The organism is Dyella sp. 2HG41-7 (assembly GCF_021390675.1).
Lineage (GTDB): Bacteria > Pseudomonadota > Gammaproteobacteria > Xanthomonadales > Rhodanobacteraceae > Dyella_B.
Genome location: NZ_JAJEJV010000004.1, coordinates 3,424,525 through 3,444,436 on the forward strand (window position 1 = coordinate 3,424,525; position 19,912 = coordinate 3,444,436).

21 protein-coding genes and 1 tRNA gene are annotated in these 19,912 nt (G+C 59.6%); 14 read left to right on the plus strand and 8 right to left on the minus strand.

Features of this window, described 5'->3' with window-relative positions; translation table 11 throughout:
• Positions 1-11 precede the first annotated feature (11 nt).
• The 6 genes from L0U79_RS16895 to L0U79_RS16920 all read left to right on the plus strand — a co-directional run bounded on the left by L0U79_RS16895 (position 12) and on the right by L0U79_RS16920 (position 5,336).
• Positions 12-290 carry an oxidative damage protection protein gene (locus tag L0U79_RS16895; RefSeq protein WP_233843391.1) on the plus strand — a complete coding sequence of 93 codons (279 nt, stop codon included), beginning with the start codon at positions 12-14 and terminating at the stop codon, positions 288-290.
• A gap of 69 nt (positions 291-359) precedes the next feature.
• Positions 360-435, plus strand: a tRNA-Phe gene (locus tag L0U79_RS16900).
• Positions 436-574: 139 nt separating this feature from the next.
• Entirely contained in the window at positions 575-970 is a 396-nt protein-coding gene (locus L0U79_RS16905; RefSeq protein ID WP_233843392.1) for a nuclear transport factor 2 family protein, read from the plus strand.
• A gap of 505 nt (positions 971-1,475) precedes the next feature.
• Positions 1,476-1,850 (plus strand): carboxypeptidase-like regulatory domain-containing protein, encoded by a 375-nt coding sequence (locus L0U79_RS16910; RefSeq protein ID WP_233843393.1) that lies wholly within the window; start codon positions 1,476-1,478, stop codon positions 1,848-1,850.
• Positions 1,851-2,032: 182 nt separating this feature from the next.
• On the plus strand, positions 2,033-4,288 hold the full coding sequence (locus tag L0U79_RS16915) for a GH92 family glycosyl hydrolase (RefSeq protein WP_233843394.1): 2,256 nt from the start codon (positions 2,033-2,035) through the stop codon (positions 4,286-4,288).
• Between the two features lie 58 nt (positions 4,289-4,346).
• On the plus strand, positions 4,347-5,336 hold the full coding sequence (locus tag L0U79_RS16920) for an aldo/keto reductase (protein WP_233843395.1): 990 nt from the start codon (positions 4,347-4,349) through the stop codon (positions 5,334-5,336).
• 27 nt (positions 5,337-5,363) lie between these two features.
• Here the strand turns inward: L0U79_RS16920 and L0U79_RS16925 are convergent, their stop codons facing one another.
• Together L0U79_RS16925 and ompR are read right to left on the minus strand one after the other, a co-directional pair.
• Positions 5,364-6,650: an ATP-binding protein gene (locus tag L0U79_RS16925; protein ID WP_233843396.1), complete on the minus strand. Its 1,287-nt coding sequence runs from the start codon at positions 6,648-6,650 to the stop codon at positions 5,364-5,366.
• Complete coding sequence (gene ompR, locus L0U79_RS16930) at positions 6,647-7,363, minus strand: two-component system response regulator OmpR (RefSeq protein ID WP_233843397.1); 717 nt, start codon at positions 7,361-7,363, stop codon at positions 6,647-6,649. The genes L0U79_RS16925 and ompR overlap by 4 nt, the downstream gene beginning before the upstream one ends.
• A gap of 204 nt (positions 7,364-7,567) precedes the next feature.
• On the opposite strand from ompR, the gene L0U79_RS16935 reads away from it, so the two are divergent.
• From L0U79_RS16935 to L0U79_RS16945, 3 genes are all read left to right on the plus strand, one after another.
• Positions 7,568-8,134, plus strand: a complete 567-nt coding sequence (locus L0U79_RS16935; RefSeq protein WP_233843398.1) for a hypothetical protein — start codon at positions 7,568-7,570, stop codon at positions 8,132-8,134.
• 49 nt (positions 8,135-8,183) lie between these two features.
• On the plus strand, positions 8,184-9,110 hold the full coding sequence (locus L0U79_RS16940; protein WP_233843399.1) for an alpha/beta hydrolase: 927 nt from the start codon (positions 8,184-8,186) through the stop codon (positions 9,108-9,110).
• Positions 9,111-9,211: 101 nt separating this feature from the next.
• Positions 9,212-9,637: a PepSY domain-containing protein gene (locus tag L0U79_RS16945; protein WP_233843400.1), complete on the plus strand. Its 426-nt coding sequence runs from the start codon at positions 9,212-9,214 to the stop codon at positions 9,635-9,637.
• A 17-nt stretch (positions 9,638-9,654) separates the two neighbouring features.
• Here the strand turns inward: L0U79_RS16945 and L0U79_RS16950 are convergent, their stop codons facing one another.
• On the minus strand, positions 9,655-10,380 hold the full coding sequence (locus L0U79_RS16950) for a cytochrome c biogenesis CcdA family protein (RefSeq protein ID WP_233843401.1): 726 nt from the start codon (positions 10,378-10,380) through the stop codon (positions 9,655-9,657).
• Positions 10,381-10,548: 168 nt separating this feature from the next.
• On the opposite strand from L0U79_RS16950, the gene L0U79_RS16955 reads away from it, so the two are divergent.
• Both L0U79_RS16955 and L0U79_RS16960 read left to right on the plus strand, forming a co-directional pair.
• Entirely contained in the window at positions 10,549-10,941 is a 393-nt protein-coding gene (locus L0U79_RS16955; protein WP_233843402.1) for a thioredoxin family protein, read from the plus strand.
• 71 nt (positions 10,942-11,012) lie between these two features.
• Entirely contained in the window at positions 11,013-11,354 is a 342-nt protein-coding gene (locus L0U79_RS16960) for an MliC family protein (protein WP_233843403.1), read from the plus strand.
• A gap of 492 nt (positions 11,355-11,846) precedes the next feature.
• On the opposite strand, the gene recQ is transcribed toward L0U79_RS16960, so the two are convergent.
• Positions 11,847-13,661 (minus strand): DNA helicase RecQ, encoded by a 1,815-nt coding sequence (gene recQ / locus L0U79_RS16965; RefSeq protein WP_233843404.1) that lies wholly within the window; start codon positions 13,659-13,661, stop codon positions 11,847-11,849.
• A gap of 160 nt (positions 13,662-13,821) precedes the next feature.
• The gene (locus tag L0U79_RS16970; protein WP_233843405.1) at positions 13,822-14,157 is read right to left on the minus strand and encodes an MGMT family protein; all 336 of its coding nucleotides are present in this window, start codon (positions 14,155-14,157) and stop codon (positions 13,822-13,824) included.
• A 180-nt stretch (positions 14,158-14,337) separates the two neighbouring features.
• Between L0U79_RS16970 and L0U79_RS16975 the strand changes: the two genes are divergently transcribed.
• Positions 14,338-14,742 carry a hypothetical protein gene (locus tag L0U79_RS16975; protein ID WP_233843406.1) on the plus strand — a complete coding sequence of 135 codons (405 nt, stop codon included), beginning with the start codon at positions 14,338-14,340 and terminating at the stop codon, positions 14,740-14,742.
• Between the two features lie 25 nt (positions 14,743-14,767).
• Here the strand turns inward: L0U79_RS16975 and L0U79_RS16980 are convergent, their stop codons facing one another.
• Entirely contained in the window at positions 14,768-15,892 is a 1,125-nt protein-coding gene (locus L0U79_RS16980; RefSeq protein WP_233843407.1) for an inorganic phosphate transporter, read from the minus strand.
• Between the two features lie 58 nt (positions 15,893-15,950).
• On the minus strand, positions 15,951-16,580 hold the full coding sequence (locus L0U79_RS16985) for a pit accessory protein (protein ID WP_233843408.1): 630 nt from the start codon (positions 16,578-16,580) through the stop codon (positions 15,951-15,953).
• Positions 16,581-16,733: 153 nt separating this feature from the next.
• Between L0U79_RS16985 and L0U79_RS16990 the strand changes: the two genes are divergently transcribed.
• Complete coding sequence (locus L0U79_RS16990) at positions 16,734-18,056, plus strand: hemolysin family protein (protein ID WP_233843409.1); 1,323 nt, start codon at positions 16,734-16,736, stop codon at positions 18,054-18,056.
• A gap of 62 nt (positions 18,057-18,118) precedes the next feature.
• On the opposite strand, the gene L0U79_RS16995 is transcribed toward L0U79_RS16990, so the two are convergent.
• A complete protein-coding gene (locus L0U79_RS16995) occupies positions 18,119-18,880 on the minus strand; it encodes an RNA methyltransferase (RefSeq protein ID WP_233843410.1) in 762 nt (253 codons plus the stop codon).
• Between the two features lie 199 nt (positions 18,881-19,079).
• Here L0U79_RS16995 and L0U79_RS17000 point away from each other — a divergent pair, with 199 nt between their 5' ends.
• Positions 19,080-19,883, plus strand: coding sequence for an inositol monophosphatase family protein (locus L0U79_RS17000; protein WP_233843411.1), 804 nt, complete (start codon positions 19,080-19,082; stop codon positions 19,881-19,883).
• Positions 19,884-19,912: the final 29 nt, after the last annotated feature.

Below are 19,912 nucleotides of genomic sequence, written 5' to 3' on the forward strand. Positions count from 1 at the left end.
AGATATTTCCGATGAGCCGTACGATTCATTGCGCCAAGCTCGGCATCGACGCCGAAGGCCTGGATTTCGCCCCCTGGCCCGGCCCGCTCGGGCAACGCATTTTTGCCGAAATTTCCAAGTCGGCATGGCAGCAATGGCTGGCCCACCAAACCATGCTGATCAACGAATACCGCCTCAACCCGCTGGACCCCAAATCGCGCCAGTTTCTCGGCGGCGAAATGGAGAAATTCCTGTTCGGCGGCGATGTGAAAACGCCTGAAGGCTACAAACCGCCAGAGGCCGAGTCTTGACTGAAAGCCGCTCATCCGATTTAATGAGCGGCTCCACGCAACACAGATAGTCCTCGCGACTGTCCATTTGGCCGGGTAGCTCAGTTGGTAGAGCAGGGGATTGAAAATCCCCGTGTCGGCGGTTCGATTCCGTCCCCGGCCACCACATATGAAAGCCAAGGTTTTGACGAACCTTGGTTTTTTTGTTTCTGCGGTTTGAGATACCCGCACATCTACCCACATTCTTTTACTGCGCGAGTAGTCTTCTTTGTTCCCGAGTGCTGCGGACAAACGTGGAGTGGGAGATGAAAGCGCAGAAGATTCGGATGGTCATAGATCAACATTGGGCTGCATCCGCTGCGGGTGATCAGCTTAAAGAGCATGAGATTTATCACGACGACGTGATATGCGAGTACCCGCAGTCGGGCGAAGTCATACATGGTCGCCGCAACCTTCAATCGCTTCGCAGCCATCACCCAGGCAAACCATCGGGATTTGTGATTCGGCGTATCCAGGGAGATGGGAATCTCTGGGTTTCGGAATATGTCATCGCCTATGAAACGAAGCTCGCGCATACCGTGAGCATCATGGAATTTCGCGATGGAAAGGTGACGCACGAGACTCAGTATTTTGCCGACCCCTTCGAAGCTCCCGCTTGGCGCAAAGATTGGGTTGAGCCCAAACGCGACGGAAATGGCTAAATCTATTAGCTACCTCTGTCCCTTTTTTGAATCTTGGAAATGTCTGCTTTGGGTCGAAAGCGGACGTTAGTTTATACGTCGAATGTTGTGCCGCACACGTCGCAAGAGCGGCAATAGCTTCCTCATGAGAAAGGACTTCTGCACACTGGGCAACGCAGATACTGGGCCCGGCCACCATCGCATTCCATGATTTAGCCCGCCATCGCGCGGGCTTTTTCGTTTCCAGACCAACCAACGGCATTTGACGGCGCTGCAAAGCTTCGCAAATGATACGCGCAGGGGACCGATCCAACCTTTGAAATGATCCAACGGTGAATGGATCCAACGCGCCTGGGACGCATAGCCCAGAGCACAGGGAGCGCGGCAACGCGAATAGCCGATGCAAGGAAGCGAAATCCGGCATTGCTTTATCAGCAAGCATGAGCGTGATCCGACGGCCAATCATCAAGGCCGTAGTCGGCTGATCTCACGCGTCCGTAGTGTCACTCGTGAAACAGGAGTTTCCATGTTCAAGATTGAGCATTTCAAAGCCCGCAAGCATCTTTACTTTGGGGCGCTTTCGTTATTGGTCGCTGCATCGAGTGTCGTCACTTCGTTGTCTCCGGCCACCGTGCGTGCGCAGGACACCAGCGCCACCATCTTCGGTCACGCACCGGCTGGGGAAACCGTTACGGCAAGCAGCGCGACCGGCTCGCATCACCACAAGATGGTGAATAGCGATGGTCGCTACAAGTTCGGTTCGCTGCCGCCGGGCGATTACACCGTGACGTTGGAAAAGGACGGACAAACCGTCGATACGCGATCCAACATTCCGCTGATCGTGGGTCACAACGCCGAAATCGACTTCGCGTGTCCGAACGATAAGTGCGCTGCGAAGTAAAACCCGCACGTCCGAACTGGCGAAAGCCTTGACGTTCAAGCCGGCGTCGTCGCCAAGCAACCTACTTGCGACGACGCCCGGCACCCGGCGTGAAAACCCATGACACGCCACTTGACGCATCCAAACGCGTTTTCGACTATTCCTAGGTCATCTCGTCATCGACGATGCGAAGGGAACTATCGATGCTCCGTTCAGACCGCGCCCATTCCCGATCCCTGATCGCTGATATCTGCCTAATCCTCGCACTTTGCGCTTTCGCGTCCACCTCCTTTGGTCGAGACGCGCCAAAAACCGCGACGCCCGTCGACTGGGTCAACACTTTCATCGGCACCGGCGGCGAAGGCGCGGAGTACGGGGGCACGATGCCGTTCGTCACTACCCCGTTCGGCATGACGAATTGGACTGCGCAGACCCGGCAAAACCGTATTAGCGTGAGTTCCTACGAATACGACGACACCTACATTCAGGGTTTTATCGGCACGCATCAGCCGGCCATCTGGATGGGCGATTACGGTTACGTCACGCTGATGCCGGAAATGGGCGATGCCAACTATGCGCCCGAGGCGCGCCGGCTCGCCTTTACGCACAAAGACGAAATTAGTACGCCCTATTACTACGCGGTGACGATGGGTCCTGACGCGGCGCATAAAATATTCGCCGAAATGACGGCCACCGATCACGCTGGTTATCTGCGCTTTGTCTATCCGCACGATGCAAAGCCGAGCGTGTTGATCGAAGCCACGCGTCCGGGCATCGAAGGTTTTGTCAGCATCGATGCTAGCCGCAATGAAATCGTCGGCTACAACCCGGATCGCATGGACGCCCATCTCGGACCGTTCGCGCTTAAGAATTTCAAAGGCTATTTCGTGGTCCGGTTCAAACAGCCGATGGCTGCGGCGAAAGTCTACGAAGGCGTGCTGACTTGGCCGGACAAGAAAGAAGTGCAAGGCAACAACGTCGGCGCCATCGCATCCTTCGATACCGATACGGTCGACGTGCAGGTCGGCACATCCTTTATCAGCATCGATCAGGCGCGCGCCAATCTCGATGCAGAAATGCTCGGATGGAACTTCGATGACGTCCGCGATTCGCTCAAGACGACGTGGAACAAAAAGCTCGGCATTGCCTCCATCGAAGGCGCCAGCGACGATCAGCGCCGCATTTTCTACAGCGGGCTTTATCACGCCCTGCTCTACCCCAAATTGTTTTCAGAGCACGGCCGCTACTACAGCGCGTTCGACGATCGCGTGCACAACGGCGTTTCCTATACCGCGTATTCGATCTGGGATATTTTCCGCGCGGAAAACAGCCTGCTGACGATCTTCGCACCGGAACGCATCGACGGCATGGTGCAAGCGCTGCTGCAGGATTACGTCGAAGGCGGATGGATGCCGAAATGGCCAAATCCTTCCTACACCAATATCATGATCGGTACGCACGCCGATTCGTTGGTGGCGGAAGCCATCAACAAAGGCTTCAAAGGTTTCGACTATCAACTTGCGTACAAAGCTGTCTACAAAGACGCGATGACGCCGCCCGACGGCGACACGACACGCCGCTGGTTCGACCGCGAACCGCATACGCCATATGAAGCGCGCGCCGGACTGACGTACGCGGAAAAGCTCGGCTACATCCCCGCCGATAAAATTTTGGAATCCGCCTCAAGCACGCAGGAGGAATCGTACGACGACTACGCAGTAGCCCAAGTCGCCAAAGCGCTCGACAAAACCGACGATTACAACTTCTTTATGAAGCGGTCAACCAACTACCGCAACCTATTCAACCCGGCCCGCGGTTTTATGCAGGCGAAAAACGCCGACGGCACCTGGGCGTCGCCGGATGATGGCTGGACGGAAGGCGATCAATGGGTCTATCTCTTCGCCGCGCTGCACGACGTGCCTGGCGTCGTGAAATTGCTGGGAGGACCTGACGCGGCGGCCGCCAAATTGGACGCTCATTTCAACGGCGGCCACAACCGCCACGACAACGAACCCAGCCACCACTACGGCTATCTATACGATTTCACTGGGCAACCGTGGAAAACGCAGGCGCGCGTGCGCGAAATCGCGCGCGACGCCTATTCGAACACGACGAATGGGGTGCTTGGCAATGAAGACTGCGGACAAATGTCGGCGTGGTACATCTTCACCGCGATGGGTTTCTACCCGATGAATCCCGCATCGGGCGACTACGTGATCGGCAGTCCGCTATTTACGCGGGTCACGTTGAATCTGCCGAACGGCAAGCGTTTCGAAATGACGGCGCCGCGGAATTCCGACCGCAACGTCTACATTCAGTCGGCGACGCTCAACGGCAAACCGCTCGAAACGCCCGTGATTTCCTACGCGCAGATCGAAGCAGGCGGCACGTTGAATTTCGTGATGGGACCCAAACCTTCGACCTGGGCATCCCATTGGCAACCGCAAGCACTGCCGTAGACGCGGCGCTAAGCATTGGGAACTTACACTTTCCGGCCGATATCGCGAGGACATCGTCATGACATTACCCAAACGGAAACTCGGCAGTCAGGGCTTGAGCGTCTCCTCGATCGGCCTGGGCTGTATGGGCATGAGCCAGTTCTACGGTCCTGCCGATGAAGGCGAATCCATCGCGACGCTACACCAAGCCATCGAACTGGGTTGCACATTTCTCGACACGGCAGAAGTCTACGGCCCGTTTACCAACGAGGACCTGCTTGGACGCGCGCTGGCCGGCAAACGCGACCAAGTCACCATCGCCACCAAGTTCGGCTTCAAGATCGAAGATGGCAAGAGCGTCGGCACCGATAGCCGGCCCGAGCATATCCGCGACGTTGTCGATGCATCGCTCAAACGGTTGCGCACCGATCATATCGATCTGCTGTATCAGCATCGCGTCGACCGCACCGTACCGATCGAAGACGTAGCGGGCACTGTGGGCGATTTGGTGAAGCAAGGCAAGGTGCGCTTTTTCGGTCTATCCGAAGCGGGCGCGGCGACCATTCGACGCGCGCACGCGGTTCATCCCGTTTCGGCGCTGCAAAGCGAATATTCGCTATGGGAACGCAATCTGGAGAAAGACCTCGTGCCGCAACTTGCGGAACTTGGCATAGGCTTGGTTGCATTTTCGCCGCTGGGTCGCGGCTTTTTGACTGGTGAAGTAAAACGCGCTGAAGAATATCCGAAAGACGATTTCCGCCATAACGATGCGCGCTACCAAGGCAGCAACTTCGACGCCAATGTGAAGGCCGCGCAGATCGTGCGCGATATCGCTGAAGCGTTGCACGCAAAGCCGGGCCAAATTGCGATCGCCTGGCTTCTTCATAAGAACGAACACGTCGTACCGATTCCAGGCACCAAGCGCCGAAAATATCTGGAAGAAAACGTTGCTGCGGCTTCGATCAAACTCAGCGCCGCACAGATGCAAACGTTGGATGATGCCTTGGCGCCCGGAAAAATTTCCGGGCCGCGCTACAACGAACGCATGATGGCGTTGGTTGATCGCTGATAAAAAAGCACGGATGCGTACCGCCCGCTAAGCCGATCCTGCGGGCAACCGCAATGTGACGGCGAAGCCTCCTTCCGGCACATTGCTCCATTCTGCTGCGCCGCCGTGTAATTCGGCGGCGCGCAGCGCGATACTCAAACCGAGTCCCGTACCCACGCCTCCACGTGCTTGATCGCCTCGCATAAACGGGCGGCCGAGGTGAGCAAGCAGCTCGGGATTCACACCAGGGCCGGAGTCAGTCACGCGAACGACCACATCGGAATGGCCGTTGCTAAGGCTGACTTCGAAAGGCGCCGCGCCATAGCGTTCGGCATTGTCCATCAGATTGCCAATGGCCCGGCGCAACAGGCTTGGTCGAACGTTAGCAGGCAAAACAGAAGGGCCGCTTAGTTGCCAAGTATCCGGTTGGGCGCGCAATGCAAGCAATTGCCCCACGAGCGTCACCAGATCGATTTCGCGTCGCGGCTCGTCACGGCCGTCGCGTACAAATGCCAGACACTGCTCCAGCGCGCTATCAAGTTCGTCTAGATCCGCCACCATGGCGTCTCGCCGATACGGATCGCACGCATCGCCCAGCTCCAGCGCCAGGCGCAACCGTGCCAACGGCGTGCGCAAATCGTGCGAAATACCGGCCAGCATCAGCTCGCGCTCGCGCGCCACGCTGCGCAATTTTTCGCCCGCGTCACCAATCGCCAATGCAAGCTTGCGGACTTCGCGCGGGCTGTTGCTTAAGTGCGTTTGCACGACCGGCTCGCCGGATAATAATTCCGAGGCGTGCGCCGTAAGACTTTCAAGTGGACGTGTCAGCATGCGTGCCGCAAGCGCTGCAATGATCAGCGCAATCAATCCTGCAAGCACGGTGATGACAAATGTGGAAGCGACAATCTGCCGCCGATAGCTCAACGCATGCAACACAATCCACCGCTGCGGATCGTGCGCGCTGCGCACCCATATCTGTGGATCTGGCGTTTGCACGACAACGACGCGCGACGGATCGCCAAGCAACTGACCCACGGTATAACCGATGTCTTTCAATATCACCGACGGGCGCACAACGCTGGACGGCGGCGGCTCGGCGGAAAAACGCAGCCCGGTCTTGCGCAGCGTCTCCATCGTTTGCGCTGCGTTCGGGTCGTTACGTGTGGAGAGCTCATCGGCGGCGAGCGCGGCGACGGTAGAAAGATGACCGTAGGCATCGCTGCCCGCCCGCAGGCTGACACGCATGGAAAGGATCGCGGCGAGCGTCAGCGCAAGCGTCAACGCCAACGCCACCAGGCCAAGAATCAGCGAGAACGTCGATGGCGCCTGCTTCATACGCGGCCTCCGTGAAACACAAAGACATATCCTTCGCCCCAAACGGTCTGCAGCCAACGCGGCTGTCGCGGATCGTCTTCGATATAACGGCGCAAGCGCGACACCATCACATCGATACTGCGATCGAAGGCCTCGTGATCGCGACCGCGGGCGAGCGCCACCAAACGTTCCCGGCTCAAGGTTTCGAACGGATGCGTCACCAGCGCTGCGAGTACGGCGAATTCGCCGCTGGTCAACTTAATCGGTGCGCCTTCGTCGAGCAATTGGCGTGTTCCCATATCGAACGTAAACCGACCGAAATTCACCGGCGCCAATTCCACTTGCGGCGCACCCACCGGCGCACGTGGACGACGACGCAACACGGCGCGAATGCGCGCCACCAGTTCGCGCGGATTGCAGGGCTTGCCCAGATAATCGTCGGCGCCAATTTCCAGTCCGACAATGCGATCCACATCGTCGCCCTTCGCCGTGAGCATGATGATGGGAATGTCGACGCCTTCGGCGCGTAATGCGCGACAGAGTTGCAGGCCATCCGCATCCGGCAACATCAGATCCAGCACGATCAGATCGACATGATGCGCGGCCAATTCGCGTCGCATCCCAGCCGCATGGGGAGCGCTATGCACTTGAAACCCCTGCTGCGTGAGGTAGCGCTCGATCAGATCGCGCAGGCGTAGATCGTCGTCGACGACAAGGATATGTGGGCTGTCCATGGCGCGACTATCTCCTGCCAGCCAGCGGCGGACAAGCGTCCTTCCCACCCATTTGTAAGCAAATGTTTCCAACGCTATCGGCAGCAACAAACGCTCACATTCGGGCGCAGTTGGAAACACCTTTTTGCTCAGTCAGTTGGAAGATGCGTCCACGCGGCGCGCTGAGCGCCGAAGTTAAGTTCATCCCACTCGAAGGAGCGCGATATGACTAGGTCTTCGATTCTGCGTATGACGTCGCTTACCCTGCTTTGCGTGACGACCATGGCCGCCATGCATACGGCCGATGCGCAAGGCCGCTTCCACGTGCGTGGCGTAAGCGGAGCGCGCGGCACCGCCGTCAACGGCGGCTACACGACCGCATCCGGCGGCGTGATCCACCATCAAGGCGGCACCATCATCCATGGCGTAAATGGCGGTAGCTACGCCGGCCACAACAGTTACACCCGGAACGCCGATGGCTCCGCGTCGCTAAGTCAAAATGGCCACGGCGCCACTGCGGCGGGCGGCGCCTACAGTACAAGCAGCGCATACAACCGCAGCTCGACTGGTGCGCTAACCGGAAGTTCGCAAACCGAAGGCAGCGGACCGCGCGGTACGTATGATGCCGGCACCACAACGGCCAACGGCGTTACCACCCACGACACGACGGCGACCAACAACGCCACGGGTATCACGTACGACGGACAAACCACTTACACCAAAGGTCAAGGATTTACGCACAGCGGTTCGTGCACCAATGCCAGCGGTCAATCGGTGGCGTGCGGTCAGTAAACTCTCGATGCGATAAAACGTTCTGACGGTCGGCAAGGGGAAAACGGCAATGACGAAAACAAATGGATTTCTGGTTTGCGGCATGGCGTTGCTGCTGCTTGCGCAACTTGCTGCAAGTGCCCGCGCGCAAACCGGAACATGGCGCAACGCCATGCTTCAACGCCGTCAGCAAAATATGACCTTGCCCGCTGACATACAAATCGTTCGCGACGTCCGTTACGGCGACGACCCGCAGCAGCGTTTCGATGTTTATCTGCCACCGCACGCAGCCCATGCGCCTGTCATTTTTATGGTCCATGGCGGCGCATGGGCCTTTGGCGACAAAACGGCGCGCGGCGTCGTACAGAACAAGGTGTCGCGTTGGGTATCTCAAGGCTTTATCTTTATCTCCATCGATTACCGCATGCTTCCCCAAGCATCGCCACGGGTGCAGGCAGAAGACGTGGCGCTAGCGCTGGCGTATGCGCAACAGCACGCTGCGCAATGGGGCGGCGATTCCGACGCATTCGTCGTGATGGGGCATTCGGCAGGCGCGCATCTGGTGGCGCTGATCAGCACGGATACATCGATCGGAAAGCGCCAGGGCGTGGCGCCGTGGCTCGGAACGATATCGCTCGATAGCGCGGCGCTGAACGTCGTCGCGATCATGCAGGCGCGACACCTTCCGCTTTACGACCGCGCTTTTGGAAATCAATCCGACGATTGGGCGAGCGTGTCGCCCTTGCAGCAAATGCGCGGAAGCATCGTGCCTTTCCTCGCAGTCTGTTCCACGCAACGCAAGGATTCCTGTCCGCAAGCGCAAAGCTTCGTGACTAAAGCTGTCGCGTTGGGTACGCATGCATCCGTGCTTGGGGAGGATCTCACTCACGAACAGATCAACGAAACGCTTGGCCTGGATTCGGATTACACACGGCAAGTGGAATCCTTTATGCGCAGTCTTTCGCCATCCATCGCGCAACGGCTGTCTGGATCCTGACTCCACGCATGAACAGATGTGAACCCGGCTAATCTTTTCTTCACCGCACATTGATTGCATGGAACCAAGACTCGTTACTCATCTGCAACGAGGGTTAGGCCATGAAGAAAGTCGCTTCATTGACCATCGCGGTGGCGTTGGGATGTGCCGGTGCGACGTGGGCGCAGGATCAGGATCAGGCGCTCACCAAACAACAAGTGGTCGGCGATCTCACGCAGCAAGGTTATTCCGATATACACGACGTGGGTTTCCGAGACGGCGTGTGGACGGCGCGTGCGCGCAGCGGCGATGGATCGCGCGTGAAATTGCGCGTGGACCCGGTCACCGGTAAGGCATACCCGAACAAGCAAGTGTCGCGCATGGAAGAAGCCGACGTTCGCGCCATGCTTTCCGAAGAAGGCTTTACGCACGTGCACGATCTCGATTTCGAACACGGCATTTGGACGGCTCGCGCCAAGAATCCAAATGGCGAACGGGTCTCGCTGAAAATCGATGCACAGTCCGGCCGAATTATTGGAACGAATTGAGTCGCCTCAACTCGCACTTACAACGAGGTCGTGAGATTCGTTACCCAATCGGGCAGCACGCCCAAAACGCCAGCCTCCAGGCTGCGATCGGTACCGGTGACGATCAACGCACCGACCAGCACGATAAGCACGCCTAGCACCCGCCTGCCGCGCGTGCCTGTCGTCATCAATTTGCTGCGCCAACGTGCGAGCATGTTTTGCGCAAGCAAGGCCAATACCAGCAATACCGTGGCGATGCCGAGCGCAAACGCCAACATCACCAAGGCAACTTGACTCAGATTCTTGCCCTGCGCAGCGAGCAAGGTTGCTGCGCCCAGCGTCGGACCTACGCACGGACTCCACACCAGACCAAGCAATACGCCAATGCCCGCCTGGCCCGCCAACCCAAATTGTTCCAAACGCGCTTGTCGCTCCCCTGCCCAATTCGCCAGCGGACCTGCAGCGTGTTCGAACAGCGCTTGCAATCGCGGAACGATAAGCACCACACCCACAATCAGCAGCAGCACGGCACTCCACAAACGAATGGAATCGCCATTCAGACCGATGGATGCGCCTAGGGTCGCAATAACGAAACCGGTCAGCGTGAACGACGCGACCAAACCCAACGCCAATGCAAGCGGCCCCCAGCGGTGACGCTGCGCCGCGCTGCCCAACACGATGGGAATCAGCGGAATCACGCACGGCGACAAAATCGTCAGCGCGCCTGCCGCGTAGGCGACCAGCGGATTGAGGCTGCCGCTCATGCTTTCGCCTCGACGTATACGAATTGTGTATTCGCGCAAGCGGTCATAAAGGGCTCCTTGGTGACGGGATTCACCCTCTTTTCGCTGAAACAAGTCTAAGGGTTACGGCTGTAACCCCATGTCTTTTTGTAACGAATAGCCACTAGAACTCACTGCAAGGATCCGCCCATGACCATCTTTCGCAAACTGGCCGCCGTGATGGTTTTCGGCCTGATATTCGCCGCTCCGGCAATGGCGCAACCCATCCAGCCCTTTTCCACCGCAGCCCTGAAAGCGGCGCAGGCGGCGGGTAAACCGGTTTTGGTGGATGCCTATGCGAGTTGGTGCCCGACGTGCCGCAAACAGGCGCCCACCATCGACGCCATGGCCAGCGATCCGGCCTTCGCGAAGCTGCTGATCCTGCGTCTGGATTACGACAATCAAACTGCGGAAAAACGCGCGCTCGGCATCCAGCAGCAAAGTACCTTGATCGTCTTCAAGGGCGACAAAGAAACCGGCCGCGAAGTTGGCTTGACCGATCCTGATCAGATCAAAGCGCTGGCGAGTTCGGCGTTGCATTGAAACGCCGTAAACCATCGGCTTCTCAGGGGTGATGGTTTTATTCTTGACCGACCTTTCGAGGAGGCTTGGCCATGATCGTTCGGAGCGCGTTCTTCGTGTCGATCGTTGCATTGACCGGTTGCGGCTCAACGCCAACCGACACGGCCGCCGCCAACTCAACCGTGACATGGGTGAACTACGCGTGCAGCGATGGACAAACGCTGCTCGCGGCCTATCCGGACACCAACACGGCGCTGATTCAAATCAAGGGCCAGACGCATACGCTGCATATCGCTCTATCTGGCAGCGGCGCGCGCTATACCGGCGATGGTTGGCAGTGGTGGACCAAAGGCATGCACGACGGCATGCTGGCCCCGCTGGCAGCGGGCGAAAGCATCGCCAGTTCGCCCGGCGTTCAGTGCCAGGCGCGCTGACCTCACAAATGCCTAACGACTGCGCCACATTCGTCATCGCGGCGACCACGTCCCGCCATCGAAGTGACGCACAGAAATAATCCCCACGTCATCACTGTCAGCCATGCTTTCACCATCGGAGCCGGAGCCTTTCCCGATGGTGTCGCAGTACGTTTTCCCTTCCAGCCGTGGCCTGTTTCGCATTGTCAGGCATGGTCATCGTTGGCGGTCTCTGCATGAGACCCGGGAAATCGCGCGACACGATTCGCCGGAGGCAGCGTTGGATGCGTTGCGTGAAGCCTGGCCTCAGGCGCGACTGCCTCGGGCGTTAAGCCAGTGGCGTTATCTCGGCGAAGCGACGTCGTTGCCGCACGCTCGCTTGGCGCGCGCCACGCATGCGTTCCGAATGTCTGGCATCGATCCGTCGCAGGCTCGCGTCTTTCGCTCGCGACGCGCATCGGGTCGCCGAAGCCGTGGCGTGACCGATCATGGATGATCGGTCGCGACCCATTTTCATTCGTTGGCGTTGATGACGTCCAGAAAATCGCGACCGTAGCGCTTTAGCTTGGCCTCGCCTACGCCGCTGATCGATGCGAGTTCTTCTTCATTGCCCGGCAAGGCGCGCAACATCGCCAGCAACGTCGCGTCGTGGAAAATCACATACGCCGGCACGCCATGCTGCTTCGCCAACTGCGCGCGCAGCGCACGCAGCGCATCCCACATCGGTTGCTCGTACGCCTCGATACCGAGACTGGCGCCGGCAATCAGCTTGCTGTCGCGACGACGCGATGCGCGACGCACCGGGCGCGTTTCTTCGCGCATATAGACCGATCGATGGCCGGTCAGCACATCGCGACTGGCGGCTGTAAGTCGCAGCGTTCCGAATCCTTCCGCATCCGCCGCCAGCAATCCTACGGCGAGCAATTGACGAAATACCGAGCGCCATTGCTTTTCGTCGATGTCGGCGCCGATACCGAACGTGGTCAAACGATCGTGGCCGAGCTGCGTCATGCGTTCGCTGTCGATGCCGCGCAGAATATCGATGACATGCCCCGCACCAAAGCGTTGCCCGCTGCGATACACCGCCGATAGCACTTTTTGCGCGGGAACGGTGGCATCCCAAGTTTTGGGCGGTTCCAGGCAGTTGTCGCAGTTTCCGCACGGACCGTGAAACGTTTCACCGAACGCACTGAGCAACAATTCACGGCGACACTGCGTGGCTTCGGCGTAGCAAAGCAATGCGTCGAGTTTCGAACGCTCGACGCGTTTGCGTTCGTCGCCCGATTCGGACTGCGCGATCATCTGGCTCATCGCCACCACGTCGGACAAGCCGTAGATCATCCACGCGTTGGCAGGCAGACCGTCGCGTCCGCCGCGACCGGTTTCCTGATAGTAGCCTTCTAAGCTGCGCGGCAAATCCAAGTGCGCAACAAAGCGCACATCCGGTTTGTCGATGCCCATGCCGAAGGCGACGGTCGCCACCATCACGACGCCGTCTTCGCGCAGAAATCGTTGCTGATTCGCCGTACGCGTCGCCGCGTCGAGGCCGGCGTGATACGGCAGCGTTTCGATGCCCGCCTCGGCTAGCCATGCCGCGGTTTCGTCCACTTTCTTGCGGCTCAAGCAATAAATGATGCCGGCATCGCCACGATGGCCGTCGAGAAAACTCATCAACTGACTGCGCGGGTTGTGGCGCGACGCGACGGTGTAGCGGATGTTCGGGCGATCGAAACTGGACACGAATTGGCGCGCATCCTGCAATGCCAATCGCTCGACGATTTCCTCGCGCGTGCGTGGATCGGCCGTTGCGGTGAGCGCGATGCGCGGCACATGCGGAAAGCGTTGATGTAACAGCGTGAGTTCGCGGTATTCCGGCCGGAAATCGTGCCCCCATTGCGATACGCAATGCGCTTCGTCGATGGCAAACAGCGCTACTTCGGTGCGGTCGAGCGCTTCGAGAAAGCGTCCGGTAAGCAAACGCTCCGGCGCCACATACAGCAAATCCAATTCGCCCGCGGCAAGTTTGCGTTCCACTTCGCGCTGCTTCTGCGCGTCGAGACTGGAATTGAGATACGCCGCCGCAACACCGGCTTCGCACAACGCGTCGACTTGATCGTGCATCAATGCGATCAACGGCGACACCACGATGCCCGTGCCTTGGCGCAACATCGCCGGAATCTGAAAACACAGCGATTTGCCGCCGCCCGTGGGCATCAGCACCAGCGCATCGCCGCCTTCGGCGACATGCTCGACGATGGCTTGCTGATGACCGCGAAATTGGGCGTAGCCGAAAACGCTTTGGAGGATATGAAGAGGTGTGGCCGGCATGCTTATTTTTTCTCCCTCTCGCCTACAGCGAAAGGGTTGGGTGAGGGGACCATCTGGCGGACAAGCTTATTTCTTTCGTGCGAAGCGTTCGAGTAACAGTACGCGTCAGTGATTGCCATGGCGAAGAGTCCTCCCCCTCACCCGGCAAGACCGGAAAAAACTAAGGCAAACCCCACAATGCCTTATCCACATCCGCGTCGAGGCCGAAACGCGACAACGGCACGCGGCCGTTTTTCACTTCCACCCCTTCCGCGCGCAGCAATCGGCATTGCTCGCGAAAACCACGGCTGCCCGGCGGCATGGCGATATGACCGCTGGAACGCAGCACGCGGAACCACGGCAGTATCATGCCGTCGGGAACCTCGCCCAACAATCGCCCGACCAGTCGCGCACGGCCTGGCAGCCCCGCGCGCGCGGCGATCGCGCCATAGCTGGCCACGCGCCCCGGCGGAATGGCCGCAATGGCGTCGAAGACCCGCAGATATTCCTTTTTCATTACAGCGAGTACCTAGTTGTGTCCTCTCGCCATGATAGCCAGATGCGAAGCGGACGCCGTGAGCGCGTGTTCCGCGGCGAATCGATGGATCGGGCCGTCATCGCTGCACAGAATTAACTCGAACGTTCCCCCAATCGTGGCAGAGTATCCCCAATCCGCCACCTGTCCGGATAACGCCGTATGCATCACTTCGAAGCCGTGCGTTCGCTTGTCGGCAGCCAGCATGCCTTGCGGCAGAACGATCCGTATCTGATCAGCTTCGATCTCACGCTACCGCATGGTCGACATCAGGGCATTTACCTGGCCGAACTGGAAGACGAAGGCGGCGCACGTTACCTGCGAATCTCCACGCCCATTGGCCCGCTTTCCGGCGCCGATCCGAAACGTTGCCTGCGTTTCAACTGGGAGCAGCGCAGCGGATTTCTGGCCGTGGCCGACCTCGACGGCTCGCCTTATCTGCATTTATGCGAAAACCGTCCGTACGAGCTGTTGAGCCAGCACGAGCTGCATCGATTGATCAACGAACTCGGCCTGCTGGGCGACCAGCTGGAGCAAGTGATCGTCGATGGCGGCGACGATTTTTAGAAGCCCGTTCGATTGCGAACAGGCGCTAACCGAACTGTCGCGCCAGATAGACAAATCCATAAGCAACCAACGCGGTGACGGGCAGCGTGAGGATCCACGCCCACACCATGCGCTCGACCACCGACCAGCGAATGGCGTTGAAGCGCTTGGCCGCGCCGACACCCATGATCGACGACGACACCACATGCGTGGTGGACACCGGCAATCCAAACATGGACGCCGCAAGAATCACCATCGCCGAACTGCCTTCCGCCGCGAAGCCGTTGATGGGATGCAACTTCACCATCTTGTGACCAAGCGTCTTGATGATGCGCCAGCCACCGCCGGCCGTACCGGCCGCCATGGTGAGCGCGCACACCGCCGCCACCCAGTGCGGCACGGCGAAGCCATTCGCAGTGGACGTGTGAATGCGTAAAAACGACAACCACGCCGGCAGCTGATCGAACTGCCCTGCGGTGGTGGCGCTGGCCAATGCCAACGCAATGATGCCCATGCTCTTTTGCGCGTCGTTCATACCGTGCGCGAGGCCCATCGCGCTGGCGGACAAGATCTGCACCTTGCCGAAGAAGCTGTTTACGAACGGCGTGCGTCCCAGATAGCGCAGCGCGCCCTTGCGCGAGGCAAACCACGCCAATAACGCGTACAGCCCGCCCATCAGCACGAAGCCGAGCACGAAACCCATGATCGGCGACACCACCATCGGCATCACCACTTTCGGCAGCACGCCCTTCCCTTCCCACCAGTGCGCGCCGCCCTGCGCCCAGATCACCGCCGCAAACCGGCCGCCGGACTCGGCAATGGCCGCGCCAACGAGCGCGCCCACGAGCGCATGGCTGGAGCTGGAAGGCAGACCGACCCACCAGGTGATCAGGTTCCAGACAATCGCCGCCAACAAGGCACAGATCAACAATTGCGGACCTGCATCGACAACGCCGGTGTTGACGATGCCCGCCGCGATCGTTGCAGCCACCGCCGTGCCCCACAGCGCGCCGACGAGATTGGTCACCGCCGCCAGCAACACCGCCTGCCCCGGCGACAACACCTTGGTGGCGACCACGGTGGCGATCGAATTGGCGGTGTCGTGAAAACCGTTGATGTACGTGAAGACGAGTGCGATCAGCACGACGACTGCAACGAGGCCAAGACTCATGCCTGCGCTCCTGTCCGTGCGCGCCGTGCCATAAATGAAGCGTGCAAGGCGTGCTCCTTTAGGAGTTCTTCAACACGATGGAATAAACGATGTTGCCAACATCACGGCATTTATCGATGGCCTTCTCGATCAGCTCGAACAGATCCTTGGCCAACATCGCGCGCATGGCGTCGTTGTTTTCGATGTAGAGCGTGCGATACGGCGCAAGCAACATGCGATCGCCCTCGGATTCGAGCGTTTGCAGGCGATCCTGCAGCTTCTTCACCGGATCGATGCGCAGGCCGCGACGCAACTCGCCGATCATCTCGGCGACGACGTCGGTGGAGCGCGTCAGCACCAATGTGCGTTGCGCAAAGTCCACGCCGTGGAGGCGGCTGGAGACAATCTCGTAGCGTTCGGCGAACTTCTCCACGCTCTTTGGAATTTTGTAGAGCGCGCTGTTCAGCGCCTCGATGTCCTCGCGATCCAGCGCCGTCACGAACGTGTTGACGAGTTCCTCGCTGATTTGCGCGGCCAACGCCTTTTCACGCGAGCGCGCGGCGGCGAAGGCGGCCATCACCGGCGCGCGATCGGCCTGGGTGACCAGTTCGTGCAGCGCCTTGGCGCTCTCGCGGGCCGCTTCGGCGCTTTGCTCGAGCAGGCCGTAGAACTTGTCGCCTTTTCCGAAAATCGTCTGAAGTGAAAACATGCAGGCTGGCCCTGGGGCAGAAAGGGTAAATATTTCCGGAATGTTACAGGAGACCCCTGTCGCACCGCACCACTTCAACCACCCCGCGACGCCCCTAAGCACCCCCGACGTGCCTTACACTGCGGTCATGCCTGCCTCAGATGCCCTGTCGCGATGCTGACTACAATCGCGCTCGTCCTTCTCCTCGCCCTCTGCAACGGTTTCTTCGCGCTATCGGAAATGGCGCTGGTGGCCTCGCGCAAAAGCCGCTTGAAGCAAATGGCCCAGACCAGCCGCCGGGCCAAGGTGGCGCTGCGCCATGCCGAAGCGCCGGAGCACTTTCTTTCCACGGTGCAGGTCGGCATCACCATCGTGATGCTGGTGACCGGCGCCATCGCCGGCGATGCGATCGGCACGCATATCAGCGGCCTGCTGCAGGGCGGGAGCATCGCCTGGCTGGCGCCGTACACGCGCATCATCGGCATCGTTTTGGGCTTCATGATCATTTCGTTTATCCAGATCGTGGTCGGCGAACTGGTGCCCAAGCGCATGGCGTTGTCGTCGCCGGAGAAAGTGTCGAGCATTGTCGCGGTGCCCATGCTTGTGCTTTCTCGCGCCACAGCGCCGTTTGTGTGGTTGCTCAATCGCTCCAGCGGTTTGCTGCTGAAGCTGATGCGCGTCCAAGATCGCGGCCAGAGCGCCGCCACGGAAGAAGAAATCCGTTTGCTTGTCGCCGAGAGCACCGAACAAGGCGTACTCGATGCCGACGAGCAGGCGATGGTGAACCGCGTGCTACGCCTGGGCGATCGCACGGTGGACAGCGTGATGACGCCGCGCACGCGCATCGCGTGGTTGGATATCAATGCGCCGATCGAAGAAAGCCTCGACGTGCTGCGGCACACCTCGTATTCGCGCTATCCCGTGTATCGCGGCGACGAAAGCGACGTCGTCGGCGTGATGGAAGTGAAGAGCTTGCTTGGCGGCATCACGGTGGGACGTCCCGACTTGTTCCGCACGCTGGCAAAGCCGTTGTACGTACCGGCCACGGCGCGTGCGCTCGATTTGCTAGAAGAATTTCGCGACGCGGAAACGCCGATGGCGCTCGTCGTCGACGAATACGGTGATATCGAAGGCGTGGTCACGCTCAACGATTTGCTCGCCGCCGTGGTGGGTGCCAGCCAGCTCGGTCATGGCGGCGGCGAAGAAAGTGCGCCCATCGTGCAACGTGAAGACGGCAGCTGGTTAATCGACGGTTCGCTTTCCACCGACGATCTGCGCGAACTGCTCCACGTCGATCATTTACCCGGCGAAGACGAACACGACTTCCGCACCATTGCCGGCATGGTGATGGCGGCGCTGGGGCATATTCCGCAAACCGGCGAAGTGTTCGCGTGGCGCGGCATTCGTTTCGAAGTGGTGGATTTGGACGGTGCGCGTATCGACAAATTGTTGGTGACGCCGGCGCCACGAATCGAGCTTGCGGACGACGAGCAGTAATGCAGTTTTCTCCCTCCCCTACTGCACGTAGGGGAGGGAGCAGATCTTTGCATTTGCGATGCTTATTTCTTCTCGCCCGCCAACTTCGCCATCCGCTGCGCATCCGCAAGAATCCCATGCAACATGCGCAACTCCCGCTCGTCCATCTGCGCGCGCTGAAATAGCTTGCGCAGGCGAAGCATGATCATCGTTGGCGCACGGCCCTTGTGAAAATCGATGTCGTCCAAGGTCTGCAGCAGATGTTCGTAGAAGCGCTCCATCTGCGCCGCATCGGCCGGCGGTTCGTCGTTCAGGGGTGGTGGCGAAGGTAATTTTTCGCCCAGCAATGCAATGCGTAACTCGTACGCCATCACCTGCACGGCCTGCGAAAGATTGAGCGAACTGAAATCGTCCACGCTGGGAATGCGCACCATCGCGTGACAACGCGCCAGTTCGTCGTTCTCAAGACCGGTGCGCTCGTTGCCAAACACCAGCGCCACTTCCTCGCCGCGCTCGGCTGCGGCCAACGCCTGTGCCGCCGCTTCGCGCGGCGTGAGTTCCGGCAGATTCACGCCGCGACGCCGTGCGGATAACCCAAACGCTATCCGCGTTCCGGCCAGCGCATCGACCAGCCCGTCATGCACGCCTGCGCCTTCCAGCACATCGTCCGCGCCTGCCGCCATGGCCGACGCTTCGCGATCGGGAAAGCGGTGCGGCGCGACCAGGTTCATGCGGGAAAAACCCATGGTCCGCATCGCCCGCGCCGCGCTGCCGATATTGCCCGGATGGGAGGTGCGAACGAGGACGAAACGAAAGAGGCCAGGCAGATCGGAGGCGACGGTCATGCGAAGAACGATGCGCGTTGAGGGGTGGCAAGGATAGTCGACCGCCGGGGATTTCTGGGCAAATGGGAGGCCGCAAAGCGCAAAATTTCCAGCTGTCGCGGGTGTTTGCAAGGCTTTCGCACCACCCGTCCCTCGCCCCGAACCTCGCGCTCTGCTACCATTTCCGGCCGTTAACCCGTTCTTTTGCCAAGCCAAAGCCATGACCAGACCCGCCGTCAACGTCGCGGTACGTGCCGCGCGCTCCGCCGGTAACGTGATCCTGCGTTACATGAACCGTATCGACGGCCTCAATGTCGTTGAAAAGCAACGCATGGACTTTGCGTCCGAGGTCGACAAGCTGGCTGAGGCCGAGATCGTCAAGGAACTCCGTCGCGCCTACCCCACCCACTCGATCCTCGCCGAGGAAAGCGGCAGCACGGGCAAGGGGCCGCTGGTCTGGGTGATCGATCCCCTCGACGGCACGCACAACTACCTGCGCGGCATTCCGCATTTCAGCGTCTCCATCGCGCTTCTCGACAAAGGCGAGCCGGTGTACGCGGTGGTGTTCGATCCGTTGCGCGACGAATTGTTTACCGCAAGCAAAGGCGATGGCGCGTATCTCAACGATCGCCGCATTCGCGTCAGCAAGCGCGAAAACCTCGTCGGCGCAATGATCGGCACCGGCTTTCCGTATCGCCAACGCGCGCATCTGGATTCGCAACTCGCGATGACGCGCGCGCTGCTGACGCAAGCCGAGGACATTCGCCGCTCGGGTTCGGCCGCGCTCGATCTCGCCTACACCGCAGCCGGCCGCTACGACGGCTTCTTCGAAATCGGGTTGAAGCCGTGGGATATGGCCGCCGGCGTACTGCTGGTCCGTGAAGCGGGCGGTCAATACTGCGATTTCGCAGGACGCGACGGTATTCCTGAAAGCGGCAACATCATCGCCGGCAATCACTTGTTGGTGAAAGCGATGACCGAAGCAATCGGCGCCAATGCGACGCCGGCGTTGTTGAAAGCCTGAGGTTTATCGCTCAACAAAAAAGGCGCCGT

What these genes read in the sequence shown, in the direction of transcription:
- L0U79_RS16980 (WP_233843407.1), bottom strand. Translation starts at nt 15,892, where the DNA reads ATGAGTCTTGGCCTCGTTGCAGTCGTCGTGCTGATCGCACTCGTCTTC.
- L0U79_RS16905 (WP_233843392.1), top strand. Translation starts at nt 575, where the DNA reads ATGAAAGCGCAGAAGATTCGGATGGTCATAGATCAACATTGGGCTGCA.
- L0U79_RS16960 (WP_233843403.1), top strand. Translation starts at nt 11,013, where the DNA reads ATGATCGTTCGGAGCGCGTTCTTCGTGTCGATCGTTGCATTGACCGGT.
- recQ (WP_233843404.1), bottom strand. Translation starts at nt 13,661, where the DNA reads ATGCCGGCCACACCTCTTCATATCCTCCAAAGCGTTTTCGGCTACGCC.
- L0U79_RS16975 (WP_233843406.1), top strand. Translation starts at nt 14,338, where the DNA reads ATGCATCACTTCGAAGCCGTGCGTTCGCTTGTCGGCAGCCAGCATGCC.
- L0U79_RS16915 (WP_233843394.1), top strand. Translation starts at nt 2,033, where the DNA reads ATGCTCCGTTCAGACCGCGCCCATTCCCGATCCCTGATCGCTGATATC.
- L0U79_RS16895 (WP_233843391.1), top strand. Translation starts at nt 12, where the DNA reads ATGAGCCGTACGATTCATTGCGCCAAGCTCGGCATCGACGCCGAAGGC.
- L0U79_RS16955 (WP_233843402.1), top strand. Translation starts at nt 10,549, where the DNA reads ATGACCATCTTTCGCAAACTGGCCGCCGTGATGGTTTTCGGCCTGATA.
- L0U79_RS16950 (WP_233843401.1), bottom strand. Translation starts at nt 10,380, where the DNA reads ATGAGCGGCAGCCTCAATCCGCTGGTCGCCTACGCGGCAGGCGCGCTG.
- L0U79_RS16985 (WP_233843408.1), bottom strand. Translation starts at nt 16,580, where the DNA reads ATGTTTTCACTTCAGACGATTTTCGGAAAAGGCGACAAGTTCTACGGC.
- L0U79_RS16945 (WP_233843400.1), top strand. Translation starts at nt 9,212, where the DNA reads ATGAAGAAAGTCGCTTCATTGACCATCGCGGTGGCGTTGGGATGTGCC.
- L0U79_RS16995 (WP_233843410.1), bottom strand. Translation starts at nt 18,880, where the DNA reads ATGACCGTCGCCTCCGATCTGCCTGGCCTCTTTCGTTTCGTCCTCGTT.
- L0U79_RS16920 (WP_233843395.1), top strand. Translation starts at nt 4,347, where the DNA reads ATGACATTACCCAAACGGAAACTCGGCAGTCAGGGCTTGAGCGTCTCC.
- L0U79_RS16925 (WP_233843396.1), bottom strand. Translation starts at nt 6,650, where the DNA reads ATGAAGCAGGCGCCATCGACGTTCTCGCTGATTCTTGGCCTGGTGGCG.
- L0U79_RS16990 (WP_233843409.1), top strand. Translation starts at nt 16,734, where the DNA reads ATGCTGACTACAATCGCGCTCGTCCTTCTCCTCGCCCTCTGCAACGGT.
- L0U79_RS16910 (WP_233843393.1), top strand. Translation starts at nt 1,476, where the DNA reads ATGTTCAAGATTGAGCATTTCAAAGCCCGCAAGCATCTTTACTTTGGG.
- ompR (WP_233843397.1), bottom strand. Translation starts at nt 7,363, where the DNA reads ATGGACAGCCCACATATCCTTGTCGTCGACGACGATCTACGCCTGCGC.
- L0U79_RS16935 (WP_233843398.1), top strand. Translation starts at nt 7,568, where the DNA reads ATGACTAGGTCTTCGATTCTGCGTATGACGTCGCTTACCCTGCTTTGC.
- L0U79_RS16940 (WP_233843399.1), top strand. Translation starts at nt 8,184, where the DNA reads ATGACGAAAACAAATGGATTTCTGGTTTGCGGCATGGCGTTGCTGCTG.
- L0U79_RS17000 (WP_233843411.1), top strand. Translation starts at nt 19,080, where the DNA reads ATGACCAGACCCGCCGTCAACGTCGCGGTACGTGCCGCGCGCTCCGCC.
- L0U79_RS16970 (WP_233843405.1), bottom strand. Translation starts at nt 14,157, where the DNA reads ATGAAAAAGGAATATCTGCGGGTCTTCGACGCCATTGCGGCCATTCCG.